Origin of the sequence: Mycolicibacter kumamotonensis (assembly GCF_002086285.1) — a bacterium.
In the GTDB taxonomy this organism is placed as follows: domain Bacteria; phylum Actinomycetota; class Actinomycetes; order Mycobacteriales; family Mycobacteriaceae; genus Mycobacterium; species Mycobacterium kumamotonense.
Map to the genome: position 1 here is coordinate 90,040 of NZ_MVHU01000008.1, position 20,146 is coordinate 110,185.

At 68.0% G+C, this 20,146-nt stretch carries 27 protein-coding genes and 3 tRNA genes; 12 read left to right on the forward strand and 18 right to left on the reverse strand.

The window, feature by feature from the left end:
• Positions 1-76 precede the first annotated feature (76 nt).
• From BST28_RS07855 to BST28_RS07880, 6 genes are all read left to right on the forward strand, one after another.
• Positions 77-679 carry a DinB family protein gene (locus BST28_RS07855; RefSeq protein WP_083080592.1) on the forward strand — a complete coding sequence of 201 codons (603 nt, stop codon included), beginning with the start codon at positions 77-79 and terminating at the stop codon, positions 677-679.
• Complete coding sequence (locus BST28_RS25230; RefSeq protein WP_083080593.1) at positions 679-969, forward strand: hypothetical protein; 291 nt, start codon at positions 679-681, stop codon at positions 967-969. The genes BST28_RS07855 and BST28_RS25230 overlap by 1 nt, the downstream gene beginning before the upstream one ends.
• Positions 966-2,315 (forward strand): ABC1 kinase family protein, encoded by a 1,350-nt coding sequence (locus tag BST28_RS07865; RefSeq protein ID WP_109560666.1) that lies wholly within the window; start codon positions 966-968, stop codon positions 2,313-2,315. The genes BST28_RS25230 and BST28_RS07865 overlap by 4 nt, the downstream gene beginning before the upstream one ends.
• Before the next feature lie 2 nt (positions 2,316-2,317).
• A complete protein-coding gene (locus BST28_RS07870; RefSeq protein ID WP_083080595.1) occupies positions 2,318-3,223 on the forward strand; it encodes an alpha/beta fold hydrolase in 906 nt (301 codons plus the stop codon).
• An 82-nt stretch (positions 3,224-3,305) separates the two neighbouring features.
• Entirely contained in the window at positions 3,306-4,169 is an 864-nt protein-coding gene (locus tag BST28_RS07875; protein WP_083080596.1) for a cyclopropane mycolic acid synthase family methyltransferase, read from the forward strand.
• Between the two features lie 156 nt (positions 4,170-4,325).
• Complete coding sequence (locus tag BST28_RS07880; protein ID WP_065288181.1) at positions 4,326-5,216, forward strand: cyclopropane mycolic acid synthase family methyltransferase; 891 nt, start codon at positions 4,326-4,328, stop codon at positions 5,214-5,216.
• A gap of 64 nt (positions 5,217-5,280) precedes the next feature.
• Here BST28_RS07880 and rplA read toward each other — a convergent pair whose 3' ends face one another.
• The 11 genes from rplA to BST28_RS07935 form a co-directional block, all read right to left on the reverse strand.
• Positions 5,281-5,988, reverse strand: a complete 708-nt coding sequence (gene rplA, locus BST28_RS07885) for a 50S ribosomal protein L1 (protein WP_019735194.1) — start codon at positions 5,986-5,988, stop codon at positions 5,281-5,283.
• 133 nt (positions 5,989-6,121) lie between these two features.
• Positions 6,122-6,550, reverse strand: coding sequence for a 50S ribosomal protein L11 (gene rplK, locus BST28_RS07890; RefSeq protein ID WP_019735193.1), 429 nt, complete (start codon positions 6,548-6,550; stop codon positions 6,122-6,124).
• Positions 6,551-6,575: 25 nt separating this feature from the next.
• On the reverse strand, positions 6,576-7,376 hold the full coding sequence (gene nusG, locus BST28_RS07895; protein WP_065288157.1) for a transcription termination/antitermination protein NusG: 801 nt from the start codon (positions 7,374-7,376) through the stop codon (positions 6,576-6,578).
• A gap of 23 nt (positions 7,377-7,399) precedes the next feature.
• Entirely contained in the window at positions 7,400-7,849 is a 450-nt protein-coding gene (gene secE, locus BST28_RS07900) for a preprotein translocase subunit SecE (protein WP_065288158.1), read from the reverse strand.
• A gap of 86 nt (positions 7,850-7,935) precedes the next feature.
• Positions 7,936-8,008, reverse strand: a tRNA-Trp gene (locus BST28_RS07905).
• A 157-nt stretch (positions 8,009-8,165) separates the two neighbouring features.
• Positions 8,166-8,666 carry a (3R)-hydroxyacyl-ACP dehydratase subunit HadC gene (gene hadC, locus BST28_RS07910; protein ID WP_083080597.1) on the reverse strand — a complete coding sequence of 167 codons (501 nt, stop codon included), beginning with the start codon at positions 8,664-8,666 and terminating at the stop codon, positions 8,166-8,168.
• A gap of 8 nt (positions 8,667-8,674) precedes the next feature.
• Positions 8,675-9,103 carry a (3R)-hydroxyacyl-ACP dehydratase subunit HadB gene (hadB, locus tag BST28_RS07915; protein WP_019736002.1) on the reverse strand — a complete coding sequence of 143 codons (429 nt, stop codon included), beginning with the start codon at positions 9,101-9,103 and terminating at the stop codon, positions 8,675-8,677.
• The gene (hadA, locus tag BST28_RS07920; protein ID WP_019736003.1) at positions 9,090-9,566 is read right to left on the reverse strand and encodes a (3R)-hydroxyacyl-ACP dehydratase subunit HadA; all 477 of its coding nucleotides are present in this window, start codon (positions 9,564-9,566) and stop codon (positions 9,090-9,092) included. The genes hadB and hadA overlap by 14 nt, the downstream gene beginning before the upstream one ends.
• 12 nt (positions 9,567-9,578) lie before the next feature.
• Positions 9,579-9,746 carry a 50S ribosomal protein L33 gene (gene rpmG / locus BST28_RS07925; RefSeq protein ID WP_065288160.1) on the reverse strand — a complete coding sequence of 56 codons (168 nt, stop codon included), beginning with the start codon at positions 9,744-9,746 and terminating at the stop codon, positions 9,579-9,581.
• 43 nt (positions 9,747-9,789) lie between these two features.
• A tRNA-Met gene (locus BST28_RS07930) sits at positions 9,790-9,863 on the reverse strand.
• 38 nt (positions 9,864-9,901) lie between these two features.
• Positions 9,902-9,974: transfer RNA gene (locus BST28_RS07935), tRNA-Thr, on the reverse strand.
• 146 nt (positions 9,975-10,120) lie between these two features.
• Here BST28_RS07935 and BST28_RS07940 point away from each other — a divergent pair.
• Both BST28_RS07940 and BST28_RS07945 read left to right on the forward strand, forming a co-directional pair.
• Entirely contained in the window at positions 10,121-10,837 is a 717-nt protein-coding gene (locus BST28_RS07940; protein WP_083080620.1) for an MBL fold metallo-hydrolase, read from the forward strand.
• Between the two features lie 11 nt (positions 10,838-10,848).
• Positions 10,849-11,679 (forward strand): DUF8453 domain-containing protein, encoded by an 831-nt coding sequence (locus BST28_RS07945; RefSeq protein WP_019736005.1) that lies wholly within the window; start codon positions 10,849-10,851, stop codon positions 11,677-11,679.
• A gap of 6 nt (positions 11,680-11,685) precedes the next feature.
• Here BST28_RS07945 and BST28_RS07950 read toward each other — a convergent pair whose 3' ends face one another.
• Genes BST28_RS07950 through BST28_RS07960 form a run of 3 tightly spaced genes read right to left on the reverse strand, consistent with a single transcriptional unit; the run spans position 11,686 to position 13,677 of the window.
• Positions 11,686-12,744, reverse strand: coding sequence for a patatin-like phospholipase family protein (locus BST28_RS07950; RefSeq protein ID WP_065288161.1), 1,059 nt, complete (start codon positions 12,742-12,744; stop codon positions 11,686-11,688).
• Between the two features lie 10 nt (positions 12,745-12,754).
• Positions 12,755-13,216 (reverse strand): cyanase, encoded by a 462-nt coding sequence (gene cynS, locus BST28_RS07955; protein WP_461786779.1) that lies wholly within the window; start codon positions 13,214-13,216, stop codon positions 12,755-12,757.
• 23 nt (positions 13,217-13,239) lie between these two features.
• Positions 13,240-13,677 (reverse strand): SRPBCC family protein, encoded by a 438-nt coding sequence (locus tag BST28_RS07960; RefSeq protein ID WP_019736008.1) that lies wholly within the window; start codon positions 13,675-13,677, stop codon positions 13,240-13,242.
• Between the two features lie 81 nt (positions 13,678-13,758).
• Here BST28_RS07960 and BST28_RS07965 point away from each other — a divergent pair, with 81 nt between their 5' ends.
• The 4 genes from BST28_RS07965 to BST28_RS07980 are packed head-to-tail and all read left to right on the forward strand — an operon-like array spanning position 13,759 to position 16,257.
• Complete coding sequence (locus BST28_RS07965; protein WP_083080621.1) at positions 13,759-14,220, forward strand: redoxin family protein; 462 nt, start codon at positions 13,759-13,761, stop codon at positions 14,218-14,220.
• Positions 14,217-15,074 carry a cytochrome c biogenesis CcdA family protein gene (locus BST28_RS07970; protein WP_083080598.1) on the forward strand — a complete coding sequence of 286 codons (858 nt, stop codon included), beginning with the start codon at positions 14,217-14,219 and terminating at the stop codon, positions 15,072-15,074. The genes BST28_RS07965 and BST28_RS07970 overlap by 4 nt, the downstream gene beginning before the upstream one ends.
• Positions 15,075-15,131: 57 nt before the next feature.
• A complete protein-coding gene (locus BST28_RS07975; RefSeq protein WP_019736011.1) occupies positions 15,132-15,647 on the forward strand; it encodes a hypothetical protein in 516 nt (171 codons plus the stop codon).
• Positions 15,640-16,257, forward strand: a complete 618-nt coding sequence (locus BST28_RS07980) for an RES family NAD+ phosphorylase (protein WP_019736012.1) — start codon at positions 15,640-15,642, stop codon at positions 16,255-16,257. Before BST28_RS07975 ends, BST28_RS07980 begins: the two co-directional genes overlap by 8 nt.
• 219 nt (positions 16,258-16,476) lie before the next feature.
• Here the strand turns inward: BST28_RS07980 and BST28_RS07985 are convergent, their stop codons facing one another.
• The 4 genes from BST28_RS07985 to BST28_RS08000 are packed head-to-tail and all read right to left on the reverse strand — an operon-like array spanning position 16,477 to position 20,120.
• Complete coding sequence (locus BST28_RS07985; RefSeq protein WP_065288163.1) at positions 16,477-17,601, reverse strand: 6-phosphofructokinase; 1,125 nt, start codon at positions 17,599-17,601, stop codon at positions 16,477-16,479.
• Positions 17,598-18,761 carry a zinc-binding dehydrogenase gene (locus tag BST28_RS07990; protein WP_019736248.1) on the reverse strand — a complete coding sequence of 388 codons (1,164 nt, stop codon included), beginning with the start codon at positions 18,759-18,761 and terminating at the stop codon, positions 17,598-17,600. Before BST28_RS07990 ends, BST28_RS07985 begins: the two co-directional genes overlap by 4 nt.
• 10 nt (positions 18,762-18,771) lie before the next feature.
• On the reverse strand, positions 18,772-19,626 hold the full coding sequence (locus BST28_RS07995; RefSeq protein WP_019736249.1) for a cytochrome c biogenesis CcdA family protein: 855 nt from the start codon (positions 19,624-19,626) through the stop codon (positions 18,772-18,774).
• 8 nt (positions 19,627-19,634) lie between these two features.
• Entirely contained in the window at positions 19,635-20,120 is a 486-nt protein-coding gene (locus BST28_RS08000) for a protein disulfide oxidoreductase (RefSeq protein ID WP_065288165.1), read from the reverse strand.
• Positions 20,121-20,146 lie beyond the last annotated feature (26 nt).

Here is a 20,146-nt window from a genome sequence, read left to right on the forward strand (position 1 = left end):
TTCGGCGACGGCGCGAACGTCGGATCTGCGTGCGAGGCTCAGGGCACCCTAGGCCCCTCCGATCGAAAGGTCTGACATGCCCGGACTCGCCCCACCGGTGACCGATGAACGCGACGCGCTGCGCCGATTTGTGGCCTACCACCAAAGCGCCTACTTCGCGGTGGCCTACGGCCTCACCGAGGAGCAGGCCCGCGCCACCCCGACGGCCAGCTCCCTGTCCATCGGCGGGCTGATCAAGCACGCGACCGGGATGCAGGAGATCTGGATGTCCCGCGTCGCCTCGGCCCCCGACGCGCCACCGCCCGACCCCCGGCCCCGCGAGGAGATCGCCCGCGAGTTCCAAGATCAGTACGTGGTGCTACCCGGCGAGACCCTGGCCGGCCTGCTGGAGGCGTTCGCGGCCCAGAACGCCGCGACGCTGCGGTTGTTGGAGTCCGCCGACCTCGACGCGGCGGTGCCGGTGCCACGCGAGGCGCCGTGGTTTCCCGCCGACATCGACGCCTGGACGGTGCGCTGGGTCTTCCACCACGTGATCAATGAGCTCGCCCGGCACGCCGGGCATGCCGACATCATCCGGGAGAGCATCGACGGGGCAACTATGTACGAGCTGATCGCCGGGTTGGAAGGCTGGGAGCCGACGGCCTGGCTGCGTCCCTGGCGACCTGGTAACAAGGCCTAGTGCGGACCCGGGCCGGGCGCGCCGATGCCGACGGCGTGCAGATCTTCTACGAGGACCTGGGAGACCCGCGCGACCCGGCCGTGCTGCTGATCGCGGGGCTGGCGGCGCAGCTGCCGACGTGGCCCGACGGGTTCTGCGCCCTGTTGGTCGAAGCCGGCTACCGCCTGACCCCCTACCGGCCCTTTTTCCCACGAGCGGGCGTGTTTGCACACCGACACGCCGCAGATGGTGTGCAACTGCGCACGCTCGCGACCAGCCCCGCGCCGAGATTTGGCAGACTGCAGCAATGAGTTCGACCCCGCCCCGCCAGGTGGTCCAGCTGGACCGGGTGCCGTTGCCGGTCGAGGCCGCCCGCATCGGTGTGACCGGCTGGCAGCTCACCCGCGCCGCCACCCGGGTCTTCACCCGGCTGCTCGGACCGGGACCGATCCAGCAGAAGGTGATCCGGGAGCTGCCGCAGACCTTCGCCGACCTGGGACCCACGTACGTCAAATTCGGCCAGATCATCGCCTCGAGCCCCGGCGCGTTCGGTGAGCCGCTCTCGCGCGAGTTCCGCGGATTGCTCGACGCCGTACCGCCGGCCGACCCGGCGGCGGTGCACACACTGTTCGTCGAGGAACTCGGCGCCGAACCGCAGCAGCTGTTCGCGGAGTTCGACGAGACCCCGATCGCCTCGGCGTCGATCGCCCAGGTCCACTTCGCCACCCTGCACAGCGGCGAGGACGTCGTCGTCAAGATCCAGCGCCCCGGCATCCGCCGCCGGGTCGCGGCCGACCTGCAGATCCTCAAACGGTTCGCGCAGCTCGTCGAGCTGGCCAAGCTGGGCCGGCGGCTGTCCGCCCAGGACGTCGTCGCCGACTTCTCCGACAACCTCGCCGAAGAGCTGGACTTCCGCATCGAGGCGCAGTCCATGCAGACCTGGGTGTCACACCTGCACGCCTCACCGCTGGGCAGGAACATCAAGGTGCCCGACGTGCACTGGGACTTCACCAGCGAACGGGTGCTGACCATGGAACGGGTGTCGGGGGTGCGCATCGACGACGCCCTCGCCATCCGCAAAGCCGGGTTCGACGGCGTGGAGCTGGTTAAGGCGCTGCTGTTCGCCACCTTCGAGGGCGGGCTGCGCCACGGCCTGTTCCACGGCGACCTGCACGCCGGCAACCTGCTGGTCGACGAGGCAGGCCGGGTGGTGTTCCTGGACTTCGGGATCATGGGCCGCATCGACCCGCGCACCCGCTGGCTGCTGCGCGAGCTGGTGTATGCGCTGCTGGTCAAAAAGGACCACGCCGCGGCCGGCAAGATCGTGGTGCTGATGGGCGCGGTGGGCACGGTCAAACCCGAGGGCCAGGCCGCCAGGGACCTGGAGGCGTTCGCCACCCCGTTGACGATGAAGTCGCTGGGTGACATGTCCTACGCCGAGATCGGCAAGCAGCTCGGTGCGCTTGCCGACGCCTACGACGTCAAGCTGCCCCGCGAGCTGGTGTTGATCGGCAAGCAGTTCCTGTACGTGGAGCGTTACATGAAGCTGTTGGCACCGCGCTGGCAGATGATGTCGGACCCGCAGCTGACCGGCTACTTCGCCAACTTCATGGTCGACGTCAGCCGGGAACACAAAGAAGAGCTACCGGAGGTATAGCCGTGGACGTTCGCAGCGGTACCGCCCGCTCCGGAGACCTGGACATCTATTACGAGGACATGGGAAACCCCAATGACCCGGCCGTTCTGCTGGTGATGGGTCTGGGCGCGCAGCTGCTGCTGTGGCGCACCGGGTTCTGCGAGAAGCTGGTGGCCCAGGGCCTGCGGGTGATCCGCTATGACAACCGCGATGTCGGCTTGTCCACCAAGCTGGGCCGCAAGCACGCCCGCGGCGCCCTGGTGCTGCGGATGGCACGGTTCTGGCTGGGCAAGCCCAGTGCGGCCGTCTACACCCTGGAGGACATGGCCGACGACGCCGCCGCTCTGCTCGACCACCTGGACATCGACAAGGCGCACGTGGTCGGCGCCTCGATGGGCGGGATGATCGCGCAGGTCTTCGCGGCCCGGTTCGCCCACCGGACCCGGTCGCTGGCGGTGATCTTCTCCAGCAACAACCGGCGGTTTCTGCCGCCGCCGGCACCGCGGGCGCTGCTGGCACTGCTGAGCGGGCCGCCGCCGGACTCCCCGCGTGAGGTGATCATCAACAACGCGATGCGGGCCAGCCGGATCATCGGCAGCCCCCGGTACCCGACTCCGGAAGAACAGCTGCGGGCCAACATCATCGAGGCCTACGACCGCAGCTACTACCCCTGGGGCATCGCACGGCAATTCGGTGCCATCCTGGCCAGCGGCAGCCTGGCCGCCTACGACCGGCTGATCACCGCGCCGACGGTGGTCATCCACGGACTGGCCGACAAGCTGATGCGCCCGTCGGGGGGACGGGCGATCGCCGACGCCATCGACCGCGCGCGGCTGGTGCTATTCGAAGGCATGGGCCACGATCTGCCCGAGGAACTCTGGGATCCGGTGATCAGCGAGCTGACCAGGACATTCTCCGCCGCCCGATAGCTCGATGTCTCCTCGTGCTGCGGTGGATTGTAGGATGTCGGAGCCTCTCCCTATTCCCTGAAGATCGCGAGTGAACCTAGCCATGCCGAAATTGGAACCGAAGTACGAGGAACTGCAGTCGATCTACGACATCTCGAACGAGTTCTTCGAACTGTTCCTGGGGCCCACGATGGGCTACACCTGCGGATACTACGAGCGGGACGACAGCACCTGCGACGAAGCGCAGAACGCCAAGTTCGACCTGGCGCTGGGCAAACTCGACCTGCGTCCGGGGATGACGTTGCTCGACATCGGTTGCGGCTGGGGGGGCGGCATGCAGCGCGCGATGGAGAAGTTCGACGTCAACGTCATCGGACTCACCCTGAGCGAGCGGCAGCGCGAATACGCGATCAACAAGCTGTCCAAGGCCGACAGCAACCGGAACTTCGAGGTCCGGCTGCAGGGCTGGGAGGAGTTCAACGACAAGGTCGACCGGATCGTGTCGATCGGCGCCTTCGAGCACTTCGGCCGCAAGCGCTACCCGGAGTTCTTCCGGATCACCTATGACGCGCTGCCCGAGGGCGGCCGGATGCTGCTGCACACCATCACCGCGATCACCGGTCAGGATGAGGCGCAGCGCAAGGGCATTCCGCTGACCATGGACCTGGCCAAGTTCACCCTGTTCATCATGAAGGAGATCTTCCCGGGCGGGCAGCTGCCGTCGGCGGAGATGCCGCGGGTGTTCGCCGCCGAGGCCGGGTTCCGGTGCACCCGTGACGACGAGATCGGCCCGAACTACGCCCCGACCCTGCGGGACTGGGCCGCGGCACTGGCCGCCCACAAGGAAGAGGCGCTTGCCCTGCAGGGCCAGGAGGTCTACGACCGCTACGACAAGTACCTCAACGGCTGCATCAAGCTGTTCCGCGAGGGGTACAACAGCGTCCACCAGTACACGCTGCAGAAGTAGCAGGACTCGGCTCTCCACGGGTTCCGGCTTGGCCGCAATTCACGTGCAACGAATCACCCTTTACCGGCTAAGCTGCAACAGTTGACCGGCACGGGCGACACTCCACACGACGCGTCCGGTCACGGCGGGTTACAGCAGGAAGGCAACCAGTCACAGATGGCGGACAAAACGGCACGCACCGCGGGAATGCGTCCAAAGTTCGAAAACATTCAGGCCCACTACGACCTGTCTGACGACTTCTTCGCGCTGTTCCAGGACCCGAGCCGCACCTACAGCTGCGCGTACTTCGAGCCGCCGGACCTGACGTTGGAGGAGGCGCAGGTCGCCAAGGTCGACCTGAACCTGGACAAGCTGGACCTGCGGCCCGGGATGACGCTGCTCGACGTCGGCTGCGGCTGGGGCGCCACCATGAAGCGCGCCGTCGAGAAGTACGACGTCAACGTGATCGGCCTGACCCTGTCGAAGAACCAGCACGCCTACTCCCAGAACCTCCTCGACAAGATCGACACCGAGCGGTCCCGTCGGGTCCTGCTGAAGGGCTGGGAAGAGTTCCACGAGCCGGTGGATCGGATCGTCTCGATCGAGGCGTTCGAGCACTTCGGCTTCGAGAACTACGACGACTTCTTCAAGAACTGTTTCGAGATCATGCCGGCCGACGGGCGGATGGCCATCCAGAGCAGTGTCAGCTTCCATCCCTACGACCTCAACGCGCGCGGCAAGAAGCTGACGTTCGAGACGGCGCGGTTCATCAAGTTCATCCTCACCGAGATCTTCCCGGGCGGGCGGCTGCCCACCACCGAGATGATGGTGGAGCACGGAGAGAAGGCCGGATTCACCGTGCCCGAAGCGATTTCGTTGCGCTCGCACTACATCAAGACGCTCAAGCTCTGGGGCGACGCCCTCGAGGCGCACCACGATGAGGCCGTCGCGATCCAGTCCGAAGAAGTCTACGAGCGCTACATGAAGTACCTGCGCGGCTGCGAGTACTACTTCACCGACGAAAGCCTCGACGTCAGCCTGGTCAGCTACGTCAAGCAAGCCGCCTGACCCACGGTCTTTTAGCGAAAAGCCCCCGTCACGCGCTTGGCGTGCGGGGGCTTTTCGCTGAGTGTTACTCGGCCGCGAAGTTGCGGGTGACGGTGGGGTCCACCGGAATGCCGGGGCCCGTCGTCGTGGAGATGGTGACCTTCTTCAGGTAGCGGCCCTTGGACGACGACGGCTTGAGCCGCAGCACCTCGTCGAGGGCGGCGCCGTAGTTCTCGGCCAGCTTGGTCTCCTCGAAGGAGGCCTTGCCGATCACGAAGTGCAGGTTGGCCTGCTTGTCGACCCGGAAGTTGATCTTGCCGCCCTTGATGTCCGAGACGGCCTTGGCGACATCGGGGGTCACGGTGCCGGTCTTGGGGTTAGGCATCAGGCCGCGCGGGCCCAGCACGCGGGCGATGCGGCCCACCTTCGCCATCTGGTCGGGGGTGGCAATCGCGGCGTCGAAGTCGAGGAACCCGCCCTGGATCTTCTCGATCAGGTCGTCGCTGCCGACCACGTCGGCGCCGGCGGCGGTGGCCTGCTCGGCCTTCTCGCCCACCGCGAACACCGCGACCCGGGCGGTCTTACCGGTGCCGTGCGGCAGGTTCACGGTGCCGCGGACCATCTGGTCGGCCTTGCGCGGGTCGACGCCGAGCCGGATGGCCACCTCGACGGTGGCGTCCTGCTTGGTCGAGGAGGTCTCCTTGGCCAGTTTGGCGGCCTGCAGCGGGGTGTAGAGGTTGTCGCGGTCCACCTTCTCGGCGGCGGCGCGGTAGGCCTTGCTGTTCTTGCTCATCGGTTATCCAATCTCGTGGTTGGTTGTGGTTTGCGGGCCGAAGCTGGCCCTCCCACGCTTTCCTTGCGTTGACTCTGCGTTCACGGTGGTGCTTAGTCGCACTTTTACACCGTCAGCGCAGGATCAACAGGTACTACTCGACGGTGATACCCATCGACCGGGCGGTGCCGGCGATGATCTTGGCTCCGGCCTCGACGTCGTTGGCGTTGAGGTCGGCCTTCTTGGTCTCGGCGATCTCGCGGACCTGGTCCCAGGTCACCTTGGCGACCTTGGTCTTGTGCGGCTCGGCCGAACCCTTGGCGATGCCGGCGGCCTTGAGCAGCAGCCGCGCCGCGGGCGGGGTCTTCAGCGCGAAGGTGAAGCTGCGGTCCTCGTAGACGGTGATCTCCACCGGGACGACGTTGCCGCGCTGGTTCTCCGTCGCGGCGTTGTACGCCTTGCAGAACTCCATGATGTTGACGCCGTGCTGACCGAGCGCGGGTCCGACCGGCGGCGCGGGGTTAGCTTGACCGGCTTCGATCTGAAGCTTGATCAGCCCGGCGACCTTCTTCTTCGGGGCCATGAGTGGGGTGTTCCTTTCCTACGTACTAGATCTTGGAGACCTGGTTAAAGGTCAGCTCCACAGGCGTCTCGCGACCGAAGATGGACACCAGCACCTTGAGCTTCTGTTGTTCGGCGTTGACCTCGCTGATCGAGGCGGGCAGCGTGGCGAACGGTCCGTCCATGACGGTGACCGACTCGCCGACCTCGTAGTCGACCTCGATGACCGGCCGCTCCAGCCCGCCTTCAACGGCGCCGCCGGCGGCCGCGCCGGCCGCCGCACCGCGCGCCTGCTTCTTGGCCGCGCCCTGCGGCAGCAGGAACTTGACCACGTCGTCCAGCGGCAGCGACGTCGGGCGCGAGGTGGCGCCGACGAATCCGGTGACGCCCGGGGTGTTGCGCACCGCGGACCAGGAGTCGTCGGTCAGGTCCATCCGCACCAGGATGTAGCCCGGCAGCACCTTGCGGTTGACCTGCTTACGCTGGCCGTTCTTGATCTCGGTGACCTCTTCGGTGGGCACCTCCACCTGGAAGATGTAGTCGCCGACGTCCAGGTTCTGCACGCGGGTCTCGAGGTTGGCCTTCACCTTGTTCTCGTAGCCGGCGTAGGAGTGGATGACATACCAATCACCCGGCTTGGTGCGCAGCTCGGCCTTCAGCGCCACCGCGGGGTCGAGCTCCTCGTCGGATTCGGCCGGCTCGGCCTCGGCCGCCTCGACAGCCTCCGGGCTCTCAGCTGCTGCAGCAGTCTCGTCAGACTCGTCAGCCGAGGCCTCGGCAGGCGCCTCGGTGGTCTCCGCCACGTCGACCGGCTCGCCCGCAGGCGTATCGCCGTCGAAGGTAGTCACGGTTGTCAGTCCTTCCTATAACTTCACTCGCCGAACACCAGCAGCACCAGCCGGGCGAACCCGAAGTCCGCACCGGCGACCAGTGCCACCATGAAGACCAGGAACGCCAGCACCACCGCGGTGTAGGTGACCATCTGATTGCGGTTCGGCCAGATCACCTTGCGAAGTTCGCCGACGACCTGCTTGAGGTAGTTCAAGACGAAGACGAACGGATTGCGCGACGGCCCGTCCGACTTCTTCTTGGCCTTCTTGGCCTTCTTGGCACCGGTGTCGTCCGCACCGAGCTCCGTCGCCGTGGATTCCAGCTCGTCGACGTCGGCGGCCGCCGAACGCCGACGGGAGCGCTTGCCGGTAGGCCGCAGCGGTTCGCCGACCTGCCTGCTCGCCACCGCCGTGCGACCGGGGCGAACCGTGGAGTCGGCCTCGCTGTCGCCGTCGGCTGCGGCGTCGGGACGGTCGAACTCGTCGGTCACCGCATGCTCCTTCGTTCTTCTCGCTTACCTCGTGCCGTAGCGCGCCTGGTGAGTTCCAGTGTCCACTGTCCACCATGGCACGTCAGCAGGGGCGACAGGACTTGAACCTGCAACCTGCGGTTTTGGAGACCGCTGCTCTGCCAGTTGAGCTACGCCCCTTCGCGGTTGGCAGACCAACCTGCGTTCGGAGCTTTCACCTGTGCACCGTCTCCGGCCCACACAATTCGCGCGCTCCCCGTTCGCCTCACGGAAAGCGCGCTAGTGCTGGGAAAACCCCGAGGTCCGAGTGTACCTCGCCGGTGCGGCCAGTTACTAATCAGGCTGTTCGGATGACCTGACCGGATTCGGCGTCCCATCGGAGGTTGACCGAATCATCGCCGTCGTGACCCATCATCGTGGTGAACGCCTCCAGCACCATGTCGCCGTCCTCGTTGGTCACGATGTTGCGGGTGGTGACGATGTCGGCGCCGAACCGCTCGTTGACCGACGCGATCTCCATGCGGGCATAGAGGGTGTCGCCGGCCTTGATCGGACGGTGGAAGGTGAACCCCTGATCGACCTGCACCATCTGCATGGTGGTGTAGCCGGTGTCGACGTTGCGGAAGAAGTCGGACTGCACCAGCTTGGCCAAGATCGCCACGAAGGTCAGCGGGGCCAACACCGAGTCGTAGCCCAGTTCGGCCGCCGCCGCCTCGTCATAGCAGGCGGGATCCTCGGCCTTGATGGCCTTGGCGAACTCGCGGATCTTCTCGCGGCCCACCACGAACGGCTCCGGGTAGCGCCAGATCAGGCCCCGGATGTCGGTTTTGATCGCCATCGTTTCCCCTAGGCGAGCTTCGCCGAGGCGACCGCCCGTCCGAAGATCTTCTTTCCGCCGGTCGTGGCGGTCAGCGCGATCGTCACCGATTTGGATTCGGGGTCCACGGACTTGACCCGGCCGCTGAAGGTGATCTCGGCGCCCTTGCCGTCGTTGGGCACCGGCACCACCGCGGTGAAACGGACGTTGTACTCGGTGACCGCGCCGGGGTCGCCCACCCAGGAGGTGATGTAGCCGCCGCCGAGCCCCATGGTCAGCATGCCGTGGGCGATCGCGGTGTCCAGGCCGACCTGCTGGGCGATCTCGTCGTCCCAGTGGATCGGGTTCAGGTCGCCGGAGACGCCGGCGTAATTGACCAGGTCCTGCCGCGTCAGGCCAATGACCCGCTCCGGCAGCTGATCGCCGACCTTGACCGAACTGAACTCACGCAACGCCATCGGTGAAACCCTTTTCTCCCTCGCCGGCACGTCCCGCCAGCGTCGTGTACGTCTCTTGCACGATCTCACCGGCATCGTTGGTGACCACCTGCCTGGTCATGATGATGTCGGTTCCGTGTGCGCGGCGAACTGATTCGACCGAGACGTCGCAGTACAACCGGTCGCCCTCCTTGATCGGCTGATGAAACTCCAGCTTCTGGTCGACCTGGACGATCTGAGCATCATCGACGGTGACACCGACGTGGTCGAAGAACGACGAAATCGCCTTGTGCCCGAACACCGAGATGTAGGTCAGCGGTGCCAGCAGGCCGTCATAGCCCAGGCGGGCGGCCGCCCGCAGGTCGAGACTGGCCGGGTCCACAGCCTTGACGGCGCGAGCGTATTCACGGATCTTCTCCCGCTCCACCTCGTAGTGGTCGGGATAGCGGTAGTGCGCCCCGGCGAGGCGCTCGGCCAACGACACGGTTCGCGCTACCTAGCGTGATTCGCGGTGAGACTGGTGCTTGCCGCAGTTCGGGCAGAACTTCTTCAGCTCCAGCCGGTCGGGGTTGTTGCGGCGGTTCTTCTTGGTGATGTAGTTGCGGTGCTTGCACACCTCACAGGCCAAGGTGATCTTCGGCCGCACATCGGTGCTGGAGGCCACGTCAGCTGCCCTCTTTCATCTGTTGTTGCGCTGGTTCTCGTAGTAGCGATGGCCGGACTTGAACCGGCGACCTAACGATTATGAGTCGTTCGCTCTAACCAACTGAGCTACATCGCCGCGGGTAATACACCTGCCAGCAGGCCCGGCGTCCACCGAGCCCCCTAACGGAATCGAACCGTTGACCTTTTCCTTACCATGGAAACGCTCTGCCGACTGAGCTAAGGGGGCCTCACCCACGGCGACCATGCGGCGCCGTAAGCCTGTAGAAGGTTACAACCTCGCCCGCGAGGTCACCAAACCGCGTGCCGACGGCGACGACCTGCCGCGCCCGGCTTCGCCGCGGATGCGGTCACCGCTGCTTTAGGGTGGAGGGCGTGCCCGAATCCGACCGGCTGTATTTCCGCCAGCTGCTCTCCGGACGCGATTTCGCGGTCGGGGACCCGATGGCTGCCCAGATGCGCAATTTCGCGTACCTGATCGGCGACCGGCAGACCGGCGACGCCGTGGTGGTCGACCCGGCCTACGCCGCCGGTGATCTGCTCGACACCATCGAAGCCGACGGCATGCGGCTGTCCGGTGTGCTGGTCACTCATCACCACCCCGATCACGTGGGCGGGTCGATGATGGGATTCGAGCTCAAAGGCCTCGCCGAGCTGCTGGAACGGGTAGCCGTTCCCGTTCACGTGAATACTCATGAGGCGCAGTGGGTTTCGCGGATCACCGGAATTCCGATGACGGATCTGACCTCGCATGAGCACGGCGACAAGGTCAGCATCGGTGATATCGAGATCGAGCTGCTGCACACCCCCGGGCACACCCCGGGCAGTCAATGCTTTCTGTTGGACGGCCGGCTCGTCGCCGGCGACACGCTGTTCCTGGAGGGCTGCGGGCGCACCGATTTCCCCGGTGGCGACTCCGACGAGATGTACCGCAGCCTGCAGCAGTTGGCCGCCCTACCGGGTGACCCGACGGTGTTCCCCGGCCACTGGTATTCGGCCGAGCCGAGCGCTGCGCTCTCCGAGGTCAAGCGATCCAACTACGTATTCAGCGCCGGAAGCCTGGACCGGTGGCGCATGCTGATGGGCGGATGAGGGGATAGCCGATGGGATCAGTCGAGGACCGCTGGTACGACATCACCCACGCGGGGCCGGAGACCTGGCTGGCGTTCGCCGCGTGGCTGGCGATCGGGATCACCGTGCTGGCGCTGTTCTATCTGAACCGGCAACTGCAGCGCAATCGCCGTGCGGCCGCCGAACAGACCCGCCCGCACGTGGCGATGTTCATGGAGCCGCACGCCGCGGACTGGCACGTCATCGAGCTGGTGGTCCGCAACTTCGGCAAGACCGCCGCCTATGACGTCCGGTTCTCGTTCGCCCAGCCGCCGACCGTGGCCCGCTATGAGACGGCGTCGGACGGCTACGCCGACGTGGTCGCCCTGCAGCTGCCCGAGGAGCTGACGGTGCTGGCCCCCAACCAGGAGTGGCGCACGGTGTGGGACTCGGCCATCGACCGGGCCGAACTCGGAGAGGGCATCGAGTCGCGGTTCACCGGGACGGTCAGCTACTACGACACCCCCGAGGAGCCCAAGGGCTGGTTCGGGCGGGGTAAGCGGACCCGCTACGAGAACAAGGTGACGCTGGACTGGGGCGATCTGCCGCCGGTGCGCCGCGTCGAGTTGATGACGACCCACGACCTGGCCAAGCGGGAGAAGCAGAAGCTGGAGCTGCTGCGCAGCCTGCTCAGCTACTTCCACTACGCCAGCAAGGAGACCCGGCCGGACGTGTTCCGCGCCGAGATCGAGCGCATCAACGGCGCGGCCCGCGAGATCCAGGACAGGCTGCGCGGCCGCGAGCAGCTCGAGAATGCCGGCAACACCGACATCACGGTGCGGCTCGGTGACGCCAGCGCCGAGCTGGGCAAGCACCGGCACTGAGCCGCTTCAGGCGCGTTCCGTCGGCGCGACCCCGCCGGGGTAGTGCGACACCCGGAACCGCTCCAGATAGGCCGGCCAGTCCCAGGTAGACAGGAACTGCTGCGTCGCGACGTAGCCGTTCTCGTAGAGGGCTTCGAGCCGGGCACGCGAGATGCCGAAGTCCAGCACGCCGACATCGGTCGGGTTGACCTTGATGGCGCGCACACTGACCCACGGCTGGTTCAGATATGTCTGGTCGTGGCCGATCAGCAGCGTGCTGATCAGGTTCTCCAGCAGCCTCGACTGCCCGAACACGCGTAGCGGGCGCAGGCTGGGGACCATATCGCCGATATCGCCGCCGGACAGTTCGGGTACCACCGTGACCCCGAAGGTGGGCCACAGCGGTGCGCGGCCGTCGAGCCGGTCGAACGTGTAGATCGGGAAGTTCGACAGCACCCCGCCGTCGACCAGGGTGGATCGTCGCCCGGCGGCACTGGTCAGCGTCACCGGCCGGTAGAAGAACGGCACCGACATCGAGGCGCGCACCGCGTCGGCGACGGACTGCTCGTCGGGGTCGAGCCCGTAGACCCGCCGGTAGTCCCACGGGAGCCGGACCAGCTGCCCGGTGGTGACGTCGGTGACGGTGACCACCGCCCGGTAGCGCCGCTCGGTCAGCAGGTTGTCTTCGTCGTAGCGCAGATCGCCCCAGGTGCTCACCCCCAGGTTCGCCAGCTCACTGCGGATCCAGTCGTGGGCGACGTCGCCGCGATACAGGCCGCTGTCGCGCAGAAACCCGTACGCCGCGCCCAGCAGCGGAACCGGTGCCGCGGCATCACGCCAGGTCTGCAGCGGCACCGACAGCGCCATCTCCTTGACCTGTGCCGCGCTGAGCTGATCGCCCTGGGCGGCGGCGGCCAGGATGGTGGCCACCACCGATCCGCCGGAGACCCCGGAGATGCGCTGCGTCGAGTACCCGGCGTCCATCAGCGCGACCACCGCCCCGACCAGCCCGATGAAGCGCACTCCCCCGCCGGACAGCACCAGGTCTGCGGTCAGCGGCTGGGTCTTCGGCGATCGGGCGGCCATCGGTCGGCGCTCAGCCCGCGGAGTTCCACTCATAGGGCAGGAATTTGCCGTCGAAGGTGATCACCACCCGATCACCGCCCGGGTGCGGCTTGCGCGCGATGTCCAGATGGAAGTTGATCGCGCTCATGATGCCGTCACCGAACTGTTCATGGATCAGTTCCTTAAGAGCGGGGCCGTAGACGCTGACCGCCTCATGGAGCCGGTAGATGGTCGGGTCGGTGGGCACCTGAGATCCGTGACCGGGCGACCCGCCGCGCATCGGCACCGCGGCCAGCACCGGCACCACCGCGCGGTCCAGCCCGAGCAGATCGACCAGGATCTCCCCCAGCTCGGCCGGAATGGGGTGCTGGCCCAGCAGTGCCGAGGTGGTCCACACGACCGGCCTCTTGATCGCGTCGGCCAACTCCTGCCAGGTCAGGCCCTTGGCCAGCCGGGCGGCGACGATCTGCTCGGTGATCTCGCTTCGGTTCATGGCTTCCAGCATGCCCGTGTCGCTCACCCTTCGAAATAGCGTCGCAGGTTCTCCCACATCGCGGCATGCGAACTGCCGCCGTCGCGCAGCACGGTGTTCATCAAAAGCCTGGGCGCGGTGATGTCGACCTGCTCGTGCAGCCGGCTGCCGTCGCCCTGGGGGCGCACCGTCACCGTCGACCACATTTCGATGCCCGGCCGCTGCAGCGTGTGGCTGCGGATCTCGCCTTGGCCGTCGGTGCGCAACTCCACCCGGCAGGTGAAGCGGACCGGTATGCCGTACAGGCGCATCCGGTGCGGGGCCAGGTAGCGGGTGGCGCCGTCGGTGCCGCCGGGGACGCGGCGCACGTCCACCAGCATCGGATGCAGCGCTTCGTAGTTGGCCAGGTCGGCCAGAAACGTCGCGACGGCATCCGGCGGCGCGGCGATGTCGGCGGTGTGTTCCAGGCGTCCGCGGGCCATGTCAGCGACCCTAGCCCGGCCGGAGCCGCTGGCATACTCGGCGGCGTGAGCCCCGCAAAAATCTCCCGCCTGCTGATCGCCATGCTCCTGGCCACGACGGCCCTGCTGGCCGCCGGCTGCGGTTCACGGACGGCATCGGAGGGCACCCAGCTGGACTTCACCGCCGAAACCCTCGACGGCCGGCCGTTCTCCGGTGCCAGCCTCAACGGCCGGCCGGCGGTGCTGTGGTTCTGGGCGCCGTGGTGTCCCACCTGCCAGCGGGACGCTCCGCTGGTCGCGCGGGTGGCCGCCGCCCACCCGGCGGTGACGTTCGTCGGCGTGGGCGCCCAGGATCGACTCGACGCGCTGCGCGAGTTCACCGTCAAGTACGGCGTGGACGGCTTCACCGAACTGGCCGACACCGACGCCGCGGTGTGGGCCCGCTTCGGGGTGACCCGTCAGCCGGCATACGCCTTCATCAGCCCGGACGGAAAGGTGGAGGTGGTCAAGGGTTCACTGTCCGAAGCCGATCTGAGCGCGCGGGTGCAGGCACTGACACCGTGATCGACACCGCCACACTGAGTTTCGCGCTCGGCGCCGGACTGGTCGCGGCGCTGAACCCGTGCGGGTTCGCCTTCCTGCCGGGCTATCTGGGTCTGGTGATCGCCGACAGCCGGGGCACCTCGCGCCCGGTGGCGCTGGCCCGGGCCGGGGCGGCGACGGTGACGATGTCGGCGGGCTTCCTGACCGTGTTCGGCGTTTTCGGGTTGGCCGTGTCGCCGTTGATCGCCTCGGCGCAGAAGTACCTGCCGTTCGCCACGGTGGTCATCGGCGTCCTGCTGCTGGCCATGGGCGCCTGGCTGCTGTCCGGCCGGGATATCTCGGTGCTGCTGCCCACAGTGAGCGCGACCCCGACCGCACGGCTGGGCTCGATGTACGGCTACGGCGTCGGCTACGCGGTCGCCTCGCTGTCGTGCACCATCGCCCCGTTCCTGGCGGTGATCAGCACCACCTTTCAGCAGGGCTCCCCGCTGGAAGGGGTGTTGGCGTTCATCGCCTATGCCGCCGGCATGAGCATCACCGTCGGGGTCGCGGCGCTGGCGGTGGCGCTGGCCGGCTCCTCGGCGACCTCGGCGCTGCGCCGGGTGCTGCCGTACGTGGGCCGCATCGCCGGGGTGATCGTGCTGTTGACCGGGTTGTACGTCAGCTACTACGGCTATTACGAGATCCGGGTGTACTTCTCCGGCGCCGACGCCGAGGATCCGGTGATCCACGCGGCCGCCGTGGTGCAGTCCTGGCTGGCCGATCGGGTCGACGCGCTGGGGGTCTGGCCGCTGCTGGGGGCGATCGTCGTCTTGGCGGCGGTGGCACTGGGCCGGCGGGCGTTGTCACGCAGGTGCGGGTCGATCCCCGACTGAATGTTTCAATTGTTTCAATTATGGGCATTTGCGGTTCCCGGCGGGTAGCCTGGACCCATGCCCACCGCCATCGCACCCATCGCTCGCCAGGTCGCCGAACGCGCCCGCGCCGATGCCGGGTTCGCCCAGGTGCTCGACGCGCTGTTGGAGGCGCCGACGGCGCCGCAGGGCACCTTGGAGCGCATCGCCGCCCACGCGCTGAACGACCAGCGCCGCGCCGCGGCGATCGACGACTTCGTCGCCGGGGCGCTGCCCACCCCGAAGGTCCAGGCGCTGCTGCGGCTCGGCACGCCGCAGGCCGTGCACAGGCTACGCAGCCGCGGCAAGCTCATCGGCGCTCCGGTGGGCAATCAGACTTGGTTCCCGGCTTGGCAATTCGATGACGCCAGGCTGCGCGCCGACCTGCCGGAGATTTTGGAGTTGCTGGGCCGGTTCACCACCGATCCGCTGGCCGCCGACCGCATCATGCGGCTTACCCATAACGAGTTGGGCGGCGTCTCGATCGCCGAGGCGCTGCGCCGCCCCGACACCGCGCAGGCCGCCCGGCGGTTGCTGACCGCGCTCGGTGCCTGAGCTTCCTGCCGGCTTCCGGGCCCCGCTGCCCGAGGCCCGGCCGACCGGGCTGCGACGCCGCCGGATCACCGCAGGGACGCAGCTGTGGCGCCTGGACGCCGAGCATCCCGACGCCTGGACGTGGGAGGGGTTCGCCGAACCGCGCTACCGCTTCGACCCGTCGTCGGGGACGTTCCGCACCCGCTACGGCGCCACCGATCTGCTCGGTGCGTTCCGGGAGCGCTACCGGCTGACCGGGCTGATGGTTCCCGCCGACCACGCCGGACACCACCTGGTGCGGCTGACCGCCGCCCGGCACCTGCGGGTGCTCGATTTGCGCACCGAACGCAACCTGGACGCGCTGGGGGTCGACGACCAGATCAGCACCGGCCAGCACGACGCGGTGTGGGCCACCTGCCAGCACCTGGCCGACGCTGTGCGGCGCTGGTGGCCCGAACCCGAGGAATGCCCGGACGCGATCGTCTACCGGTCGCGTACCACCCCGGAGACCTCGGTCAACTACGCGTTCTTCGCCGTCGAAGCGTTCGAGGTCGCGGCGTGGCCGCTGTCGCAGCGCCCCGATGTGACAGCGGATCTGGTGCTGCGACACGGGTTTACGATCGGATACTGAGCGTGTCGTTTCCCGCCCGCCCCATCCGTCACCGGTCCGGAGGATATGGGCGTGTGCCCGCCTTTGAGCGACAACGCCGATTATGTGGCGGCGCCGGCTCGGCGCCCGATTCTCACTGCCCGCCCTGGGCGGGCCGACATTTCGTCGCCTGTCGCTCAAAGGCGGGCACACGCCCACATCCAATACGACGCCGGAAGATCACCGCCGCAGGCCTCGGGCTCAGCCCGCAGCGACACTCTCATCCCCGAACCGGATCCCCATATCGCGGGCGGTCTGGATCGAATCACAGTCCGGCGGAACGGTTTTCTGCCGGCTGATGGCCTCGGCCAACGGCACATAGTCCACCGTCGGCGGGTTCAGCGCCACCATCACCCCGCTGTGCCCCTCATCGAGGGCGCGCACCGCGGCGGCCCCGAACCGCAGGCCCAGCAGCCGGTCCAGCGACGTCGGCGACCCGCCCCGCAGCAGGTGGCCCAGCACCACCGCACGCGATTCGCGCCCGGTCAGCGCCTCGAGTTCGGCTGCGACTTTCGAGCCGATGCCGCCCAGACGTTCCGCCTGGCCCACCGCCTTGGCCGCGACGGTGCGTCCGCCGCCCACCGGTACGGCGCCCTCGGCGACACACACGATCGAGTACGTCGAACCCCGTTGTGCGCGTTGGGTGATCAGCTCGGCGACCGGTTCGAGCCGGTAGGGGATCTCCGGGATGAGAATGGCGTGCACCCCGGAGGCCATGCCGGCGTGCAAGGCGATCCAACCGGCATAACGGCCCATCACCTCCACCACGATGATCCGGCTGTGCGAGGTGGCGGTGGAGAACAGCCGGTCGATGCACTCCGAGGCGAACCCGACGGCGCTGTCGAAACCGAACGTCGACGCGGTGCGATCCAGGTCGTTGTCGATGGTCTTGGGCACGCCGATCAGCCGCAGCCCGGCCCGGTGCAGGTGGTCGCCGATCGTCAGGGATCCGTCGCCGCCGACGGTGACCAGCGCATCGATACCGCGTTCGGCGAACCGCTCGAGCAGCTCCTCGGTGCGGTCGACCTCGGCCCAGCTGCCGTCGGCCTGCCGGACCGGATAGGCGATCGGATTGCCGCGGTTGGTGCTGCCCAAAATGGTGCCGCCCTGGTGGATGATGCCGCGCACCCGGTGGCGGGTCAGGTCGATCATCCCGCCGTCGGCGTAGTCGTCGCTCCGCAGTAGCCCGTTGAAACCGTCCCGGATGCCGACCACATCCCAGCCGCGGTTGCGGGCGGCCAGGGTGGTGGCGTAGATGACGGCGTTGAGGCCGGGGGCGTCGCCGCCGCCGGTGCTGATCGCGATGCGTTTGATGCCGGTCGTCACGACACCTCCTGCAGCGGGCTTTTCGGGTCGATCAGGATCTTGGCGTGTTTGGCCGGGTCACCCAGGGCGTCGAACGCATTGGCTACCCCGCCGAGGCCGACCGTGCCGGTGATCAGCGGCGACACGTCGACCTTGCCCTCGGCGATCATGTGCAGGGTGTCACGGAATTCCATTGGCGTGTAACCGAACACGAACCTCAGATCGGTTTCCTTGTTGATCGCCATGGCGGGCCGGATCGCGTCGGCGCCCATGCACACGCCGACCACCACGACCCGGGAGAACAGCGGAGCGCCGGCGATGATGCCGTCGATGACACCCGGTACCCCGACGCACTCGAAGATCACCGGGTGCTTGGGGGTGGCGGCGCCGACGGCTTCGGCGGCCCGCCAGACATGCCACCAGGGCAGCCTCGCCTTGTACAGCTTGTCCACGGTGCCGACCGCCAGCCCCAGCGCCTCCGGCGAGGTCTGCAGGTGACCGTGGCCCGCGGCGGCGGCGTACGGCGAGTCCTGCGCCGGGTCGACGACGATATCGGCGCCGCAGCGGGCCGCCAGGGCACGCCGGCCGGGTGAGAAGTCGCTGGCGATCACGGTGCGCACCCCGCGCGCCTTGAGCATGCACACCACCGCCAGGCCGATCGGCCCGCAGCCGATCACGATCGCCACGTCGCGCTTGCGTACCTCGCCGCGCCGCACCGCATGCCAGGCGACCGCCATCGGCTCGGTCAGCGCGGCCGCCTCCGGCGACAGCCCGTTGGGCACCGGCAGCGCCAGGGACTGCTCGACCAGCATCTGCTCGGCGTAGCCGCCCGGTGCCGCCACCGACAGCCCGACCGCGTGGACGTCCTTGCCGCGCCGGAGCAGCGGCACCGCCACCACCCGGGTGCCGGCGCGCGGCGCCTTGCGGGTCCGGGGCCCGTGGTCGAGCACCTCGCCGCAGAATTCGTGGCCGAACACCACCTGCTGATCCGAGCGCATGAACCCGTCGTAGCCGGTTTCGGCCATCACGTCGGCGACCTCGTCGCAGTGCTGCCGGGCGTGCAGGTCCGAGCCGCAGATGCCGCAGCGCAGCACCTCCAAAAGCAGCTGGCCCCGGGCGGGTGCCGGGGTGGGCAGGTCGACGAGTTCGAGTTGCGCATTGCTGCAGCTGACCGCTTTCACGCGAACCAGCCTACGAGCCACCGCCGTCGAGGTGGCCGTTAATCCGGGGGCGGCGGGCCCGCAGCAGCGCAGCCAGCCCGAGGAACACCAACAGCGCCAGCCACGGCCAGGCGCCCAGCTGGTGGACCCACCCGGCGAGCGTGCCCTGAAGCCGGCCGGCGGCGGCCAGCACCCGGTCCCCCGTTCCGCCGCCCATCTCGAGGAGCCGGACCTCGTAGTAGCCGTAGTAGCCGACGTAGAGCCCGACGACCACCAGCAGTGCACCGCTGATCCGGCTGGCGTAGCGGGTGATCCGGCGCAACCGGTCGATCAGCGCCGAGCGGGCCAGCGCCACCGCGATCGCCAGCACCCCGACCAGCAGCCCGAACCCGGCCGCATACGCCAGGTAGGCCGTCAGCCCGCCGAAGCCACCGCGCAAGGCCGCCCCGGTGACCGCCAGAAAGGGGCCGATGGTGCAGCCCAGTGACGCGCACGCGTAGCCCACCCCGTAGCCGAGCATCGACCCGATCCGGGCGGTCGGTGCCCACCGCCCGCCGAATGACGCGACCGCGAGCCGGCGCCCCGCCAGCAGCCAGGCACCCAGCGCCACCAGCACGATGCCGATCGCGACGGTGGCATAGGGCAGGTAGCGCTGCACCCTGGACGCCACCGTGACGGTGAGCAGCCCGAAAGTGCCGAACACCGCGAGAAAGCCGAGGGTCATCGCCGCGGTGGCCGCGACCGCCCGGGCCACCGCGGACCGGCCGCCGCCGTGCTCGCCGCGTACCACCAACGCCAGATAGGCGGGCAGCAGCGCGAACCCGCACGGATTGAGGGCGGCCACCAACCCCGCGGCGAAGGCCAGCCCCGGCAGGTTCTGGTTCACCCGGTCGCCTACGTCAGCGCCGCGACCCGGTCGGACAACTCCTGTTGCGACATCGCCGAGGTCGGGTTGTTCACGAACGTCGAGGTGCCATCGGAGCGCTCGAACACATACGCGGGCTGCCACGGCACCCCGAAACGCTCCCAGATGGAGCCGTCGGCGTCGTTGAGGTTGGTGAAGTTCAGGTGGTACTTGGTCACGAAGTCCCGCATCGACGCCACATCCGAGCGCCCCGCCACCCCGACGAAGGCCACCCGCGGGTTGGCGGCCGCGACCTGGCTCACCGACGGCGCCTCGGCGTTGCAGAACGGGCAGCTGGGCCTCCAGAACCACAGCACGGCGGGTTTGCCCTGCAGGCTGGCGCCGCTGAACGGCGTCCCGTCGACGGTGGTGGCGTCGAATTGCAACCGGTCATCGGCGGCGGTGGCCACCGGTGGGCCGGTCAGGCCGACGATCAGTGCGGCGACGGCGGCCAGTATCAGCGTGTAGATCCTCATGACAAGCACCACGACGGCGACGGGGC